Source organism: Dysgonomonas termitidis (assembly GCF_054657735.1).
Window position 1 is genome coordinate 678,705 of sequence record NZ_BAAHYD010000003.1, and the last position, 15,695, is coordinate 694,399.

Here is a 15,695-nt window from a genome sequence, read left to right on the forward strand (position 1 = left end):
AGGTCGCAGACCTATTCGTTATTTATATAGATAACGTAAGTCTCAAAAAATTGTAACATCGGATATAATCTTTTTTTATAAAAATAGTAAAGTCTTATGTAGATTGCGGTATCGGTGTGTTTATTTTTTACAGATAGCGGGCGAAAGATGTATATAACGATAAAAGGAATGAAATGGAGGTAGCTGTAGATAAAAGGATGGAAAAAACAAAGCTCGATTGTTAGCTGTAAAGTAGCTCGTCATACAGGTCTTTTAATCGCTCGCGCAGATGCAACACTGCATAGCGTTTACGGGAGATAAGCGTATTGACTCCTATACCGGTCGCTTCGGATATTTCTTTGAAAGAATAGCCTTCCAACTCTGTCAGTTCGAATACTTCGCGCTGCTCTTCCGGTAGTTCGGTCAGTGCCGCCTCCAGTTCTACCCAAACCAGAGAGCGTAAATATTCCGTCTCGGGAGATGAATCTTCGTCGAGTAATAACCCTGTAACTTCGGCAAGGAAAAGTTCCTCACCGTTGTCGGAGACAACGGTCTTCATCTCCTCTTCCCTGTGTTTACGGCTACGGTCTATTATCTGGTTATTGGCAACCGAATAGAGCCATGCCGAAACCTGTTCGATAGGCTTTTCTATCAGGTCTATCTTTGAAAGCTGGTAGAAGACATTCTGCAAGATATCTTCCCCGTCTTCTTTAGAGAATACCCGTTTGGAGATATAATTCCTGAGTTGTGTCCGGTATTTTTTGAAAATACCCGAAGCATCCTGCTCTTGCGGCAAATCTGTTGTCATATTTGCTTATTCAGGCTTATTGCGGGATTGAGGATTTTCTCTGTTTTCTTTGAATCGTTCACCGAAGGAATGTGCAGCTCTCATATGTTCACGGATATAGTCGCGACGTTCGTCCCGGGACATACCTTTCATACGTTCTCTCAGGTCGTGAAAGTGACGATGGTCATGATGGCCCCGCCCTCTGAAAAAATGGCCTTTTCCAAACCGCCCGAATCCTCCGAGCAACAGGCGGCACAATATCATCAAACCTGCGGCCTGCCAGTAATTTATTGTGGTCCAGCCTATGATGGACGGGATCAATGCATTCCAGAGTAACATGACTATGGCTATGGACGCGGCAAACACCGCTATAAATATCAATATACCTAAAAACTTCTTTTTCTTATTCATCTTATTTTATGTTATTATGCTGTTATTAATTCTATTGCATCCGAAGGGCATACAAACTTACACTTCCCGCATCCGGCACATCTTTCGGGATATTCCACTGTCGCATAACTGCGTCCGTCTTTGTATGTCATGCCGATAACTTTACGGCGGCATTTTTCCACACACTTTTCGCAGCCGGTGCATTTTCGTTCGAATATTTGTAAAGATATGACTTCACGGCTTCTTCTGTTAAACATTTCATACTTGTTTTTATTTTCATACTCATTTTTATAAGTAAGATGCATCTCTATAAATTATGACGAACAGGGCGAAAAAATATTTTAAATTATTTCTTTTTTTCATTATAGTACCGAATACTTATTGGCTCCGCTGGTTTTACCTCACCTTCGCTTCGGCGATTGAAAATTCAAAAAGGTAACAGATATATCAGTTAACAGTAAACAGTTAGCAGTAAACAGTGAACAGTGAACTAACTTGTAACTCGTAACTGCCCGAAGGGCACAGTAACTTGTAACTGTTAAAAGGTAACAAAGGTTACACTTTTTTACTTATTACTTTTTACCCTCTCTGTAAGTCCTCTTTGGGCAGGGCTGTTAAGTTCTAATTTTTTATACCCTCTGTGTCATGTTGAACGGAGTGAAACATCTCGTTTCTCAGGGTCGAGATCCTTCGTTCCACTCAGAAACAACGTTCGGCAGAGCGAAGCGGAGCCAATGACAGCAGAAAATAACAGAACAAAGTCGAGAACTTAACAGCCCTGCCCTTGGGGGATTGAGGGTCCTGCTGGCGCGGACTTCCAGTCCGTGTCTTGTTGACGGTGCAAAAATGTTTGCTACGCAACACACAGACGGGACGTCTGCGCGAGCGGGCAAGGTAACAAAGGTTACACTTGTTTCAGTGAACAGTAAACAGTCATCAGTTAACAACTTGTATCTCGTATATTGTTTACTTGCATCTCGTTTACTTGTAACTCGTAACTGCCCTAGGGCGAAGAAATAACATTCGCCGAAGCGAAGGCGAGGCAAACTCGTAACTGCTTTAATCAATACATCAAAGAGCTATCAGCCAACAGCTAAAGGCTATCGGCTCTTATTCTATAGATAAAGTTTTTTATTACCCGTTATTTATTTTTACACGATTCTTCATTCCTTATATGAATCTATATCCTTCACAATAAAAACATGCCCTACAACATATTTTCACTTCACTAAACAGACCAAATTTCTGTAAATAAATAATTTATAAACACAAATACAAATTATGTGTGCGCACACGCATTGCATAATTGATAAAAATAATTACTTTTGCATAAAAGTGTGTGCGCACACAAACAGTTTTTCTCTGAAATATGAAAAAGGATAATAGTAATATACGAATTGTAGATATCGCCAAACTAGCAGGAGTTTCTACCGGCACCGTAGACAGGGTACTCCACAACCGCGGACGGGTATCGGAAGAAAAGCGCGTGAAAGTAGAAGCCATCCTGAAAGAAATTAATTACGAACCTAATCTCGTAGCACGTTTCCTCGCATCAAAACGTAGTTACAAGTTTGCCGTTATCGCCCCTACCTATTCAGACGGGGATTATTGGGAGCTTGTCTGTGACGGCATAAATCGTGCCGGAGATGAAATGAGAAAATTCAATATCAGTGTCGAATACTTCCATTTCAACCAATACGACCGTTTCTCTTTTCTGAAAGCCGCTGAAAAGTTTAAAGAAAAAGAATTTGACGGAGTATTACTGGCCACCCTTTTCGGCGAACTTGTCGTAAACCTGTCGAAAGAACTTGATGAAAAAGGTATATCATATATATATATTGACTCGGATATCCAGAAACAGAAAGATCTGGCATACTTCGGCGGAGATTCTTTCGGAAGCGGCAATATAGCAGCGAAGCTACTTCTGAAAGAGATAGGCCTCGACGCCGATATTTTCATCGCGCATATACGGTTCAAGTATAAAGAAATATCGGTACAGATGAAAACCCGCGAACAGGGATTTATGAAATGTCTTACCCAATCTGACTATAAGGGTAAAATACATCATGTGGAAATTGATCCGGACAACCACCCTGCCGGGCTGGAAAAGCTGGAAAATATCTTATTGCAAAGCAACACCCTGGTGGGCGGCATAGTCTTAAACTCGCGGATTTACGAACTTATAGCGCTGCTGGAAAAGGCCAGGCCGGCTTTACGTGAAAGGGTCCGCCTTGTTGGCCATGACGCTATAGAACGCAATGTGAGGGCCCTCAAAAACGGCGGGATTTCATTCATACTTTCCCAACGGCCCGAACTGCAAGGATATGACGCTATCAAAGCACTGGCAAATTACTTCCTGTTTAAACAAGAACCGGAAAAAACCAACTTTATGCCCATAGATATACTGATAAAAGAAAACGTAGATTATTATAACAACTATAAATTATAAATATGAAAAAAGACTTATTTGACATTCAGGGGAAAGTAGTGGTCATTACCGGAGGTTGTGGCGTACTGGGAACAGATATTGCAATATATCTGGCTGCACAGAATTGTAAAGTGGTAATATTGGACAGATTGCAGGACAAAGGCGACGAATTGGTGGCTAAGATCAAAGCCGATGGGGGCGATGCCATTTTCCTGCTTACCGACGTGTTGAAAAAAGAAGTATTGGAGCAGAACAGTACCGATATACTCAAAACATACGGACGTATCGATGTACTTATAAATGCAGCCGGTGGAAATATGCCCGGGGCAACCATTCCGCCCGATAAAAACATTTTCGACCTGAATATCGACGACTTCAGAAAAGTTGTAGACCTTAACCTTTTCGGAACTGTGATCCCGTCTATGGTATTTGCTAAATCGATGGTCGATAACGGACAGGGGAACATTATAAACTTCGCATCCGAGTCGGCGCTTCGTCCGCTTACCCGTGTTGCCGGTTATGGCGCGGCTAAGGCGGCTGTGGCCAGCTTTACCAAATATCTTGCGGGCGAACTCAGTATTAAATTCGAAGGCGATTACAGGGTAAATGCCCTGGTTCCGGGGTTCTTCGTAACCAATCAGAACCGCGATTTGCTCATCAATCCTGATGGTTCGTACACCGACCGTTCCAAAACAATTCTGGCTCACACTCCTTTCGGACGATTCGGAGATGCTAACGAGTTGCTGGGATCTGTTCATTACCTGATAAGTGACGCTTCTAAATTCGTAACCGGAACGATGCTCGTAATTGACGGCGGATTTGATGCGTTCTCTATTTAATCAGCAAATCAGCATATTCGGAAATCTGATAATTATATCTATAAGAATTTGCTAATCTGCACATTTACTAATTTACTAATTACTCATATATGATATTAAGCGAACAAACATGGCGCTGGTACGGGCCAAACGACCCAGTATCATTAGCAGACATAAGGCAAGCCGGAGCAACCGGAATCGTTACGGCCCTGCACCACATCAAAAATGGTGAAGTATGGACTGTGGAAGAAATACAAAAGCGTAAAGATATTATCGAAAAGGCAGGACTGGCATGGTCGGTAGTAGAAAGTATTCCCGTACATGAACATATCAAGACACAGGAAGGGAATTACAAGCAATACATCGAAAACTATAAAGAAAGTATACGCAACCTGGCTAAATGCGGTGTAAAGATTATCACATATAACTTTATGCCCGTACTGGACTGGACACGCACCGACCTGGCATATACCATGCCCGACGGGTCTAAAGCCCTGCGCTTCGAGCGCGCCGCGTTTATGGCTTTCGAATTGTTCATATTGAAACGTCCGGGTGCGGAAAAAGAATATTCAGCCGGAGATATTGCAAAAGCGAAGGCACGCTATGAAAGCATGTCTCAAGCAGAAAAAGATCTTTTGGTACGTAATATGATAGCCGGACTGCCCGGTGCCGAAGAAAGCTTTACCCTTCAGGAATTTCAGGCTCAACTCGACAGATACAAGAATGTAGATGCTGAAACATTAAGGAAAAACCTGATATACTTTGTCAGTGAAATAGCGCCTGTAGCCGACGAAGTGGACGCGGTACTGGCTATTCACCCCGACGATCCTCCCTACCCTATCCTCGGTCTTCCGCGCATACTTAGCACCGAATCGGATTTCAATAAGCTGGTAGAAGCCGTACCGAACAAATCGAACGGGCTGTGCTTCTGTACCGGTTCATTTGGCGTAAGAGCGGACAACGACCTGCCGAACATGATAAAACGACTTGGCGACAGGGTAAACTTTGTTCACCTGCGCTCCACCCAGCGCGACAGGGAAGGCAACTTCTACGAAGCGAACCACCTGGAAGGGGATGTGGACATGTACAACGTAATGAAAGGATTTTTGGAAGTTCAGCAAAAACGTAACATTTCCATACCTTTCCGCCCCGATCACGGGCATCAGATGATCGACGACCTGAACAAAAAAACAAATCCGGGATACTCATGTATCGGCCGCCTCAGGGGACTAGCCGAACTTAGAGGCCTTGAACTGGGAATAGCGAAAACATTGTATATAATATAAATAAGCTGTTAGCCATTAGTCACCAGCTGTTAGCCGATAAAGGTCTGACAGCCGGTGGCTAAGAGCTAAAAGCTAAAAGCTAAAAATATGAAACAATTTTTAGACGATAACTTCGTATTGCAGAATGAAACGGCAGAGTATCTGTATCATCAGCATGCAAAACATCTGCCCATAATAGACTACCATTGCCACCTGGACCCAAAACTGGTTGCGGAAGATTATCAGTTCGACAATCTCGGTGAAATATGGCTGGGTGGCGACCACTACAAATGGCGCGCGATGCGTACCAACGGAGTGGATGAACGCTACTGTACCGGAAAAGACACCAGCGATTGGGAGAAATTTGAGAAATGGGCCGAAACAGTCCCTTATACGATGCGCAACCCGCTTTACCACTGGACACATCTGGAACTAAAGACGGGATTCGGCGTAACAAAAATACTGAAACCCGAAACAGCAAAAGAAATTTTCGACGAATGTACAGCAAAGCTCCGCACCCCGGAATTCTCGGCTCGCGGACTAATGAAACATTATAATGTAGAAGCTGTTTGTACGACAGACGACCCTATCGATTCGCTGCAATATCACATCGCTTTGAAAAATGAAGGATTCTCTGTCAAAGTGCTTCCTACATGGCGTCCCGATAAGGCTATGGCTGTTGAGATTCCTGACGCGTTCAGGGGATATGTGGAAAAACTATCGGAAGTGTCGGGCGTAGCCATCAGCGATTACAGCGACCTCATTGCGGCTTTGCGAAAACGTCACGATTTCTTTGCCGGAGCCGGTTGTAAACTATCCGACCACGGTATCGAAGAATTCTATGCCGAAGATTACACGCAAAGCGAAATCGACGCTATCTTCAATAAAGTATATGGAGGCAAAGAACTTACACATGATGAAATCATCAGGTTCAAGTCGGCTATGCTTGTCGAAGGCGCGATTATGGACTGGGAAAAAGGCTGGACACAGCAGTTCCACTATGGCGCTATCCGCAACAATAATACACGCCTGTTTAAAAAATTAGGGCCGGATACTGGTTTTGATTCTATCGGGGATTTTAGTGTGGCCAAAGCCATGTCGAAATTCCTCAACAGGCTGGATACAGACAATAAGCTGGCGAAAACAATCATCTACAACCTGAATCCCCGCGACAATGACCTGATCGCTACCATGATCGGGAACTTCCAGGATGGCTCTGTTGCCGGTAAAATACAATTCGGTTCGGGATGGTGGTTCCTCGATCAGAAAACAGGCATGGAAGCGCAGATGAACTCATTGTCTAATCTCGGCTTGTTGAGCCGGTTTGTAGGTATGCTGACAGATTCGCGCAGCTTCCTGTCATATCCTCGTCACGAATATTTCCGCCGCATATTGTGTAATCTGATAGGAACAGATGTAGAACAAGGCCTGCTGCCTTCATCGGAATTGGATTTTCTGGGCAAACTGGTTGAAAACGTATCATATTATAACGCAAAAGAATTTTTTAAATTTTAACAAAGTAAGTTTCAAGATTATAGAATATGAGTATTTATATTTTTCCCGTATAAAATCTTGAAATCCCAAAACAATAAATCACATAATAACAAAAGATAAAGAAATGAAAACAGTAATTGAAGAACGTTGGGGGACGCATCCCGATGACGTAAAGCATTACGACACCGCACAATTGCGGAAAGAGTTTTTAGTAGAAAAATTATTTGAGGCCGATAGTGTACTGATGACCTATACACACAACGACCGCCTGATAATCGGAGGCGCCCTGCCGGTGAAAGAGGCCCTGAAACTGGAAACGGCAGACCTTATCCGTTCAGAATATTTCTGTGAGCGTCGCGAACTGGGTATCATCTGTATCGAAGGTGAAGGAGTAGTCACTGTAGACGGAAAAGATTATAGTATGGGATTCAAGGATGCCGTATATGTTGGCCGTGGCTCCAAAGAAGTTATTTTCAAAAGTAACGATGAGGCCAAACCCGCAAAATATTACTTTGCCTCTTCTCCGGCACATAAAGAATATCCCACAGCACAGATCACATCGTCTATGCGCCGTACAAGGGATTTGGGTGTGCCTGCTACATCCAACGAACGTTTGCTGAACCAGATCATATTGAGCGAGATCGTTCCTTGCTGCCAGTTGCAGATGGGTATGACCGAAATCAAGGAAGGAAGCGTATGGAACACGATGCCTCCTCATACACACTCGCGCCGTATGGAAGCATATTTTTATTTCAAAGTTCCTGCACAGCAGGCTGTATGTCACTTTATGGGGCAGCCTCAGGAAACGCGCCATATCTTTATGGGTAACGAACAGGCTGTTATTTCCCCGTCATGGTCTATACATTCGGCTGCGGGAACAAGCAACTATACGTTTATCTGGGCTATGTGCGGCGAAAACCTCGATTATGACGATATGGACACTTTCACTGCCGATAAATTGCGTTAAGTAAAATTTAGAGATTTAATAGTTTAAAAAATTAAACAAAATAGGCAACATCTTATAGTTTAATACTTAAATATTTAAACCTTAAACAATTAAATAAACGAGTATATGAAAAAAATATTTAGTTTCTTTCTTTCCGTTATATTCCTGTTCTCTTGTTCGTCAAACAAAGAGATGAATATAACTGTAGAGAACACAAGCGGCTTTGACCGTGTGGCCGATTTGGTAGAGATTCCGTTAGATAGCATCAAAGCGAAAATAAAATTGACCGATAGTGCTGTTTATGTAGTAAAAAACAGCGCCGGTGAAATCATTCCGTCTCAGGTAACATACGACAGGAAGCTTATTTTCCAGCCGGAACTGAAAGCCAAAGAATCGAAAAGCTTTATTATCACCACCGATACTGCGCAAACATATGCCCCTAAAACATACGGACGCTTCATCACCGAACGCAAAGATGACTTTGCATGGGAAAATGACCGTGTGGCGTTCCGTATCTACGGCCCTGCGCTGATAGAAATAGACGGCCCGAGCAACGGTATCGACGCATGGTACAAGCGTACAAACAACCTGATCATCGACAAATGGTATAAAGCCGACCTTGCCGGAGAAGCATCATATCACGAAGATCATGGCGAAGGACAGGATGATTATAAAGTAGGACGCTCACTGGGTGCCGGGGCAATGGCTCCGTATGTAAATGACAAATTGTGGCTGAATGAAAATTTTGCTTCGGAAGAATTGCTGGATAATGGTCCCCTCCGTACAACCTTCAAACTGACTTATAAAAATCTGAATGTAGATGGAAAGTCTGTAGCGGAAAACCGTACTATATCAATTGATGCAGGTTCCCAATTGTCTAAGATCGTACAGGCTTATACAATAAAAGAACCTATGCCGGTAGCAGCAGGAATCGTAAAAAGAGAGAAAAACGACTCTATTATCTCTTCGGATAAATACGTAGTATATGCCGAACCGAAGAGCGATATGGTAGACAATGTATATCTGGCATTGGTTTTTCCTCAGGGTATAGATAAATCAATTGTAGACACATACACTATAGACAACCCTAAGACAAAGAAGAAAGACGCATATTCGCATGTATTGGCGATAACTACCCAGCAACCGAATATTCCTGTAACTTATTACAGTGGTTACGGATGGTCTAAATTCGGGTTCGCGACAGTTGCCGATTTCGAAAACTATATAAAAGAATTTTCAGAAGGGTTGGACAATCCTCTTGTTATAACATATAATAAATAATTCAGACTTAAGCACTCTATGAAGAAAGTAGTAACATTCGGAGAAATCATGCTGCGTTTGACAGCTCCCGGATACCAGAGATTTATACAATCTAATAACTTGAACGCCACATTCGGCGGAGGCGAGGCTAATGTTGCCGTATCGTTGTCTAACTACGGTATTCCTACCGATTTTGTAACCCGCCTGCCTAAAAATGATATTGCGGAATGGTGTATTTCCGACCTCCGTAAATATAATGTAGGTGTGAACAATATCATCCGTGGCGGTGACCGTGTCGGTATCTATTTCCTTGAAACGGGGGCCGTGGCACGTGCATCGAAAGTAATTTACGACAGGGCCAATTCAGCTATTGCCGACATCAAGCCGGGGATGGTGGACTGGAAAGAAGTATTCAAAGACGCGCAATGGTTTCACTGGACAGGTATCACTCCTGCTATATCGCAGGGCGCAGCAGACGCATGCCTGGAAGCGATCAAAGTTGCGAACGAAATGGGAGTAACCGTTTCTACAGACCTCAACTATCGCAAAAACTTGTGGAAGTACGGCAAAAATGTAACGGAGGTTATGCCTGCACTTGTAGAAGGTTGTGATATAATCCTTGGTAACGAAGAGGATGCTGAGAAAGTGTTCGGTATCAAACCGGAAGGCTTCGATGTAGCTCATACCGGCGGAGAAGTGAACGCTGCCGAGTTTGAATCGGTATGTACGCAAATGATGAAACGCTTCCCCCGTGCCAAGAAAGTGATCATTACGCTTCGTGGCTCTATCAATGCCAACCATAACACATGGGGAGGATGTCTGTATTCAGATAAGTTGTATCAATCGAAACGTTATGACATCACACATATCGTAGACCGTGTAGGTGGAGGTGACTCTTTTATGGGCGGACTTATCTACGGACTTATCTCTTATCCGGATGATGATCAGAAAGCACTGGAATTTGCAGTAGCTGCATCGTGTCTGAAACATACTGTATATGGAGATTTCAACCTTGTTACTGTTTCGGAGGTGGAGAACCTGATGAAAGGTGACGGCTCGGGAAGGGTATCGAGATAAATAAACAGATACGAGTAGACAAGATACAAGTAAACGAGTTGACTCGTATCTCGTATCTTGTTAACTTGTTAACTAATAAAATAAAAATATGCAAAATCAATTTTCATTAAACGGAAAAATAGCTTTAATTACCGGAGCATCTTACGGCATCGGTTTTTCTATCGCTTCCGCACTGGCAAAAGCAGGTGCTACTATTGTTTTCAACGATCTGAAACAAGAGTTTGTGGATAAAGGTCTGGCCTCATATGAAGAAGCCGGAATAAAAGCCAAAGGTTATGTATGTGATGTGACCAGCGAAGAACAAGTAAATGCAATGGTTGCGCAGATAGAAAAAGAAGTGGGCGTTATCGACATCCTCGTAAATAATGCAGGTATCATCAAACGCATCCCGATGATAGAAATGAGCGCTGCCGAATTCCGTCAGGTTATAGATGTGGACCTCAATGCACCGTTTATCGTTGCAAAAGCTGTTATACCGGGCATGATAAAAAAAGGTCATGGTAAGATTATCAATATTTGTTCTATGATGAGCGAACTCGGCCGCGAAACGGTATCGGCTTATGCTGCCGCCAAAGGTGGTCTGAAAATGCTCACCCGCAATATCGCATCCGAATACGGAGAATACAACATTCAATGTAACGGTATCGGACCGGGTTATATTGCAACTCCTCAGACTGCTCCTCTACGTGAGAAACAGGCTGACGGCTCGCGCCATCCGTTCGATTCATTTATCATAGCAAAAACTCCTGCCGCACGTTGGGGAACTCCGGAAGACCTCGATGGTCCGGCAGTATTCCTCGCATCACAAGCTTCGGATTTCGTAAACGGGCATGTATTGTATGTAGACGGAGGTATATTGGCTTATATTGGTAAGCAACCGTAAATGAATTAAAAGTGAAAAGTGAAAAACTAAAAATATGTATCAGTAGTTTTTTACTTTTCACTTCAAATTTTTAAAGATGGATAATAACGAAAATATAATCAAAAAAGAAAAATCAATACTTGTAGTAAAAAGTTATGCTTTTGCTGTCAAGATAGTCAATCTTATTCAGTTTTTACAAAAAGAAAAATCTGAGTATGTATTATCAAAACAGGTTTTGCGTAGTGGTACAGCAGTCGGAGCTTTAATAAGAGAAGCTGAATTTGCCCAAAGCAAATCTGACTTTGTGCATAAATTAAGTATTGCTCTTAAAGAAGCGAATGAAACTGACTATTGGATTTGTCTTTTAAAAGATACCAACTATATATCAGTATCTGAATACGAAAGTTTAGCTTCTGATTGTTCCGAACTAATTTATATTTTGATATCATCTGTTAAAACTGTAAAAAATAACTTAAGTGAGAAATGAAGATTTCTTCCATTTTTCACTTTTCACTTTTAATTTTTCACTTATATGCGTTTCTCAAGGATAAAAGCCTGCCAAGTAATGGCAGAAACCGGAATGGTACCGGTATTTTACCATAGCGACCTCGAAACATCCAAGCAAGTACTGAAAGCTTGTTACGAAGGTGGAGTACGGGCTTTCGAGTTTACCAACCGTGGAGATTTTGCACACGAGATATTCGGCGAACTGAATAAATGGGCAGCAAAAGAATGCCCGGATATGATACTCGGTATCGGCTCAATTGTTGACGCAGGTACCGCTTCTTTGTTTTTACAACTCGGGGCAAACTTTGTGGTAGGTCCGTTGCTCAATCCTGATATCTTTAAGGTATGTAATCGCCGTCAGGTAGCCTATATACCCGGTTGTGGTTCCGTATCGGAAGTAGGTTATGCTCAGGAATTGGGAGCCGAAGTTGTAAAAGTTTTTCCGGGTGACGTTGTAGGCCCTGCTTTTGTAAAAGGGATAAAAGCACCTATGCCATGGTCGAGCCTAATGGTAACAGGCGGGGTAACCCCCACCGAAGAGAACCTGAGTAAATGGTTCGGAGCCGGAGTAACCTGTGTAGGTATGGGATCTAATCTGTTTCCTAAAGATGTGATTGCAGCAAAAGACTGGGGCAAAATAACGGAAATGTGTAAGGATGCACTGGCCATAATAGCTAAAATCAGGAAATAATATAAATCTTAAAACAATTCCATGAATAATCAAAAAATGACAAACTACAGGTGGACCATCTGTGCAATGCTTTTCTTCGCCACGACAGTTAACTATCTGGACAGGCAGGTATTGTCTCTCACCTGGGATGAATTTATCAAGCCGGAGTTCCATTGGGATGAATCCCATTACGGTACAATTACATCTGTATTTTCTTTTGTATATGCAGCTTGTATGTTGTTTGCAGGTCGCTTCATCGACTGGCTGGGCAGTAAGAAAGGGTTCCTCTGGGCTATCGGGGTATGGTCCGTTGGAGCTTGCCTTCATGCTGTCTGCGGACTTGTCACAGAAGCACATGTAGGACTGCATAGCGCTGCCGAACTGGCTGCCGCTACTGGTGAAGTAGCTGTGGTAATTGCGACTTTCAGTATGTATTGCTTCTTATTTGCCCGCTGCGTACTGGCATTAGGAGAAGCCGGGAACTTCCCTGCTGCTATCAAAGTAACCGCTGAGTACTTTCCTAAAAAAGACCGGGCTTATGCCACTTCTATTTTCAACGCCGGGGCTTCGATCGGTGCGTTAGTCGCACCTTTAAGTATTCCTCTATTGGCAAAATTCTGGGGATGGGAAATGGCCTTTATTGTTATCGGTGCGCTAGGTTTTATCTGGATGGGATTCTGGATATTCCTATATGATTCCCCTGCAAAAAGCAAGTATGTGAATAAAGCCGAACTTGAATATATCGAACAAGACAAACATGAAAACGGAACAGTAGATAGCGGAGAAGAGACTGAAGAAAAAAAGATTCCTTTCTGGAAATGTTTCTCTTATAAGCAGACCTGGTCTTTTGCTATCGGTAAATTCATGACCGATGGTGTATGGTGGTTCTTCCTCTTCTGGACTCCATCTTACCTGAACACACAGTTTGGTATTAAAACTTCCGAAGGACTGGGAATAGCGCTAATCTTTACACTGTATGCGATTACCATGTTATCCATTTTCGGCGGAAAATTACCGACCATCATTATGAATAAAACAGGATTGAACCCATATGCCGCACGAATGAGGGCGATGTTAATATTCGCATTCTTCCCGCTAGTGGTCTTATTCGCTCAACCATTAGGTACAATTTCGCCCTGGTTGCCTGTGATAATGATAGGTATCGGAGGTGCAGCCCACCAGTCGTGGTCGGCCAACATCTTCTCTACGGTAGGCGATATGTTCCCTAAAGGAGCGATCGCATCCATTACCGGTATCGGGGGTATGGCCGGAGGTATCGGTTCCATGATATTGCAAAAATCCGCAGGTAACTTATTTGTATATGCAGATGAAACTCAATTGACATTTATGGGATTTGAAGGAAAACCGGCAGGTTACTTTATTATTTTCTGTGTTTGTGCTGTAGCTTATCTTATAGGCTGGGTCATAATGAAATCATTAGTCCCTAAGTATAAGCCAATCGATAATATTTAACCGGATACGACAATATACAAAACAAAAAGCAGAAGAATACATTGAGTTTCTTCTGCTTTTTTATTAACTAAAAAGATTAAATTCTACAGTTTTACTTTTTCCAGAGTTTTTCCATATCTTCCAACGTCTTTCCTTTTGTCTCCGGCAAACGCTTCCATACAAACAATGCTGCAAAGATCGCCAATGCTCCGTAGATCCAATATGAGAATCCGTGATTGAACATACCCACCAACGTATCATTCTTGTCCATAATAGGGAATGTCCACGAAATAAGGAAATTCGATACCCACTGTGCAGCTACGGCAATAGACATTACGCTGGAGCGAACCGAGTTCGGGAATATCTCCGCCAGCATCACCCAGCAAACAGGTCCCCACGACATGGCAAACCCGGCTGTGTATGTAAGCATGAACACAAGTTTAAGTCCTCCCGGAAGGCCTTGCGAAAAGGATGTCCCCAAACCTAACATGGATACGGCCATAACCAAAGCGCCTGTTATCAGCAATGGTTTACGCCCGAATCTGTCCACCGTCAGGATAGCCAGTACAGTAAACGACAGATTGATGATACCGACAATAATTGTCTGCAATAACGCCGAATCGGTACCCGATCCCATACTCTTGAATATTTCAGGAGCATAATACAATACCACGTTGATACCGACGAACTGCTGGAATGCAGATAATAAAACACCTGTCATAATAATAAGGAACCCGTATGACTTGATCGGGACATACAGTGCTATAAGGAAGCTTACAATCATAGATATCTCCAACGCGCTTGGAATCCCCGCCAGAGAAAGGGATATGATGCCGACAACAAACAATATGAGCCATGTCATCATAAAGCGGTAGTAAGGCTTTAGAGATACGGGTTCTTCTTTATCGAAGCTATCCTGTATTTCCTTTATCTCAGCTTTTGCCATTACGCTGCCGACAAGTTTATTGAGGATACCCTCCGCTTGTTGTATACGTCCTTTCATTACCAGCCAGCGCGGAGTTTCTGGTGCGATGAACAGCAACAAAAAGAAAATAGCAGACGGGATTGCCAGTGAGGCAAACATATATCTCCAGCCTGTAGTATGCAGCCACTCGGTATCGCCTTGTTTAGCGATAAAGTAATTGACAAAATACACGATAAGCATACCGAAAATGATAGCAAACTGGTTCAGTCCTACCAGGCTTCCCCGTTTATCCGGTGGAGCGATCTCGGCGATATACATAGGCGACACCATTGAGGCTATACCTACTCCTATCCCACCTATTATACGGTAAAATACAAAATGATATACAAATGAATGGTCGCTTTCGCCAGGCATACGGAAGCCTATTTCGGGCCATGCCGAACCGATAGCTGCCAATAAGAACAAGATAGCAGCCGCAAATAATGCTTTTCTGCGGCCAAAAGTCTGACTTACCCAGCCAGCCATTGCTGCACCGAAGATACAGCCTATCAGCGCACTGCTTATAACAAACCCCTCCATTGCATTTGCTTCATTGAGAGGCAAACCCATAGGGTCTATAAAAAAATGCCTCAGTGACTCCACTGTACCCGATATAACTGCCGTATCGTATCCGAATAGCAGCCCTCCGAGGGTAGCAATGAGCGTGAGTTTTATGGTATATGATTTACTTACTTCGTTATTCATTGGTTCTTTATTAGTTACAGGTTACGAGTTACAAGTTACAAGCAGGCAGGGTTAAGATATACTCGTAACCTGTAACTCGTAACTTGTAACT

General features: G+C 42.9%; 15 protein-coding genes. 11 read left to right on the forward strand and 4 right to left on the reverse strand.

Translation table 11 applies throughout. The features are described from left to right. Positions 1–220: 220 nt before the first annotated feature. Genes ACYQ3L_RS24050 through ACYQ3L_RS24060 form a run of 3 tightly spaced genes read right to left on the reverse strand, consistent with a single transcriptional unit; the run spans position 221 to position 1,413 of the window. Positions 221–787, reverse strand: coding sequence for an RNA polymerase sigma factor (locus ACYQ3L_RS24050; RefSeq protein WP_379999553.1), 567 nt, complete (start codon positions 785–787; stop codon positions 221–223). A 6-nt stretch (positions 788–793) separates the two neighbouring features. Further along, positions 794–1,177, reverse strand: coding sequence for an Asp23/Gls24 family envelope stress response protein (locus ACYQ3L_RS24055; protein ID WP_379999551.1), 384 nt, complete (start codon positions 1,175–1,177; stop codon positions 794–796). Between the two features lie 14 nt (positions 1,178–1,191). After that, the gene (locus tag ACYQ3L_RS24060; protein ID WP_379999549.1) at positions 1,192–1,413 is read right to left on the reverse strand and encodes a 4Fe-4S binding protein; all 222 of its coding nucleotides are present in this window, start codon (positions 1,411–1,413) and stop codon (positions 1,192–1,194) included. 1,112 nt (positions 1,414–2,525) lie between these two features. Here ACYQ3L_RS24060 and ACYQ3L_RS24065 point away from each other — a divergent pair. The 11 genes from ACYQ3L_RS24065 to ACYQ3L_RS24115 all read left to right on the forward strand — a co-directional run bounded on the left by ACYQ3L_RS24065 (position 2,526) and on the right by ACYQ3L_RS24115 (position 13,956). Continuing rightward, positions 2,526–3,605, forward strand: a complete 1,080-nt coding sequence (locus ACYQ3L_RS24065; protein ID WP_379999547.1) for a LacI family DNA-binding transcriptional regulator — start codon at positions 2,526–2,528, stop codon at positions 3,603–3,605. 2 nt (positions 3,606–3,607) lie between these two features. Beyond that, on the forward strand, positions 3,608–4,423 hold the full coding sequence (locus ACYQ3L_RS24070; protein ID WP_379999545.1) for an SDR family oxidoreductase: 816 nt from the start codon (positions 3,608–3,610) through the stop codon (positions 4,421–4,423). 89 nt (positions 4,424–4,512) lie between these two features. Beyond that, positions 4,513–5,688 (forward strand): mannonate dehydratase, encoded by a 1,176-nt coding sequence (gene uxuA, locus ACYQ3L_RS24075; protein ID WP_379999543.1) that lies wholly within the window; start codon positions 4,513–4,515, stop codon positions 5,686–5,688. Between the two features lie 87 nt (positions 5,689–5,775). Beyond that, positions 5,776–7,182 carry a glucuronate isomerase gene (uxaC, locus tag ACYQ3L_RS24080; protein WP_379999541.1) on the forward strand — a complete coding sequence of 469 codons (1,407 nt, stop codon included), beginning with the start codon at positions 5,776–5,778 and terminating at the stop codon, positions 7,180–7,182. Between the two features lie 103 nt (positions 7,183–7,285). Further along, the gene (gene kduI / locus ACYQ3L_RS24085; protein WP_379999539.1) at positions 7,286–8,128 is read left to right on the forward strand and encodes a 5-dehydro-4-deoxy-D-glucuronate isomerase; all 843 of its coding nucleotides are present in this window, start codon (positions 7,286–7,288) and stop codon (positions 8,126–8,128) included. A gap of 105 nt (positions 8,129–8,233) precedes the next feature. Further along, entirely contained in the window at positions 8,234–9,388 is a 1,155-nt protein-coding gene (locus tag ACYQ3L_RS24090; protein WP_379999537.1) for a BT3233 family polysaccharide utilization protein, read from the forward strand. 18 nt (positions 9,389–9,406) lie between these two features. Next, positions 9,407–10,444 carry a PfkB family carbohydrate kinase gene (locus ACYQ3L_RS24095; RefSeq protein WP_379999535.1) on the forward strand — a complete coding sequence of 346 codons (1,038 nt, stop codon included), beginning with the start codon at positions 9,407–9,409 and terminating at the stop codon, positions 10,442–10,444. 88 nt (positions 10,445–10,532) lie between these two features. Next, positions 10,533–11,327 carry a gluconate 5-dehydrogenase gene (locus tag ACYQ3L_RS24100; RefSeq protein ID WP_379999533.1) on the forward strand — a complete coding sequence of 265 codons (795 nt, stop codon included), beginning with the start codon at positions 10,533–10,535 and terminating at the stop codon, positions 11,325–11,327. Positions 11,328–11,403: 76 nt separating this feature from the next. Continuing rightward, positions 11,404–11,793 (forward strand): four helix bundle protein, encoded by a 390-nt coding sequence (locus ACYQ3L_RS24105; RefSeq protein WP_379999531.1) that lies wholly within the window; start codon positions 11,404–11,406, stop codon positions 11,791–11,793. 45 nt (positions 11,794–11,838) lie between these two features. Next, on the forward strand, positions 11,839–12,504 hold the full coding sequence (locus ACYQ3L_RS24110) for a bifunctional 4-hydroxy-2-oxoglutarate aldolase/2-dehydro-3-deoxy-phosphogluconate aldolase (protein WP_379999529.1): 666 nt from the start codon (positions 11,839–11,841) through the stop codon (positions 12,502–12,504). A 21-nt stretch (positions 12,505–12,525) separates the two neighbouring features. Further along, positions 12,526–13,956, forward strand: coding sequence for an MFS transporter (locus ACYQ3L_RS24115; protein ID WP_379999527.1), 1,431 nt, complete (start codon positions 12,526–12,528; stop codon positions 13,954–13,956). Positions 13,957–14,047: 91 nt separating this feature from the next. Here the strand turns inward: ACYQ3L_RS24115 and xylE are convergent, their stop codons facing one another. Beyond that, positions 14,048–15,604: a D-xylose transporter XylE gene (xylE, locus tag ACYQ3L_RS24120; protein ID WP_379999524.1), complete on the reverse strand. Its 1,557-nt coding sequence runs from the start codon at positions 15,602–15,604 to the stop codon at positions 14,048–14,050. Positions 15,605–15,695: the final 91 nt, after the last annotated feature.

Coding starts and splice junctions, on each gene's coding strand:
- kduI (WP_379999539.1), top strand. CDS start 7,286: ATGAAAACAGTAATTGAAGAACGTTGGGGGACGCATCCCGATGACGTA.
- uxuA (WP_379999543.1), top strand. CDS start 4,513: ATGATATTAAGCGAACAAACATGGCGCTGGTACGGGCCAAACGACCCA.
- ACYQ3L_RS24060 (WP_379999549.1), bottom strand. CDS start 1,413: ATGTTTAACAGAAGAAGCCGTGAAGTCATATCTTTACAAATATTCGAA.
- ACYQ3L_RS24070 (WP_379999545.1), top strand. CDS start 3,608: ATGAAAAAAGACTTATTTGACATTCAGGGGAAAGTAGTGGTCATTACC.
- ACYQ3L_RS24055 (WP_379999551.1), bottom strand. CDS start 1,177: ATGAATAAGAAAAAGAAGTTTTTAGGTATATTGATATTTATAGCGGTG.
- ACYQ3L_RS24065 (WP_379999547.1), top strand. CDS start 2,526: ATGAAAAAGGATAATAGTAATATACGAATTGTAGATATCGCCAAACTA.
- ACYQ3L_RS24050 (WP_379999553.1), bottom strand. CDS start 787: ATGACAACAGATTTGCCGCAAGAGCAGGATGCTTCGGGTATTTTCAAA.
- xylE (WP_379999524.1), bottom strand. CDS start 15,604: ATGAATAACGAAGTAAGTAAATCATATACCATAAAACTCACGCTCATT.
- ACYQ3L_RS24105 (WP_379999531.1), top strand. CDS start 11,404: ATGGATAATAACGAAAATATAATCAAAAAAGAAAAATCAATACTTGTA.
- uxaC (WP_379999541.1), top strand. CDS start 5,776: ATGAAACAATTTTTAGACGATAACTTCGTATTGCAGAATGAAACGGCA.
- ACYQ3L_RS24090 (WP_379999537.1), top strand. CDS start 8,234: ATGAAAAAAATATTTAGTTTCTTTCTTTCCGTTATATTCCTGTTCTCT.
- ACYQ3L_RS24110 (WP_379999529.1), top strand. CDS start 11,839: ATGCGTTTCTCAAGGATAAAAGCCTGCCAAGTAATGGCAGAAACCGGA.
- ACYQ3L_RS24115 (WP_379999527.1), top strand. CDS start 12,526: ATGAATAATCAAAAAATGACAAACTACAGGTGGACCATCTGTGCAATG.
- ACYQ3L_RS24095 (WP_379999535.1), top strand. CDS start 9,407: ATGAAGAAAGTAGTAACATTCGGAGAAATCATGCTGCGTTTGACAGCT.
- ACYQ3L_RS24100 (WP_379999533.1), top strand. CDS start 10,533: ATGCAAAATCAATTTTCATTAAACGGAAAAATAGCTTTAATTACCGGA.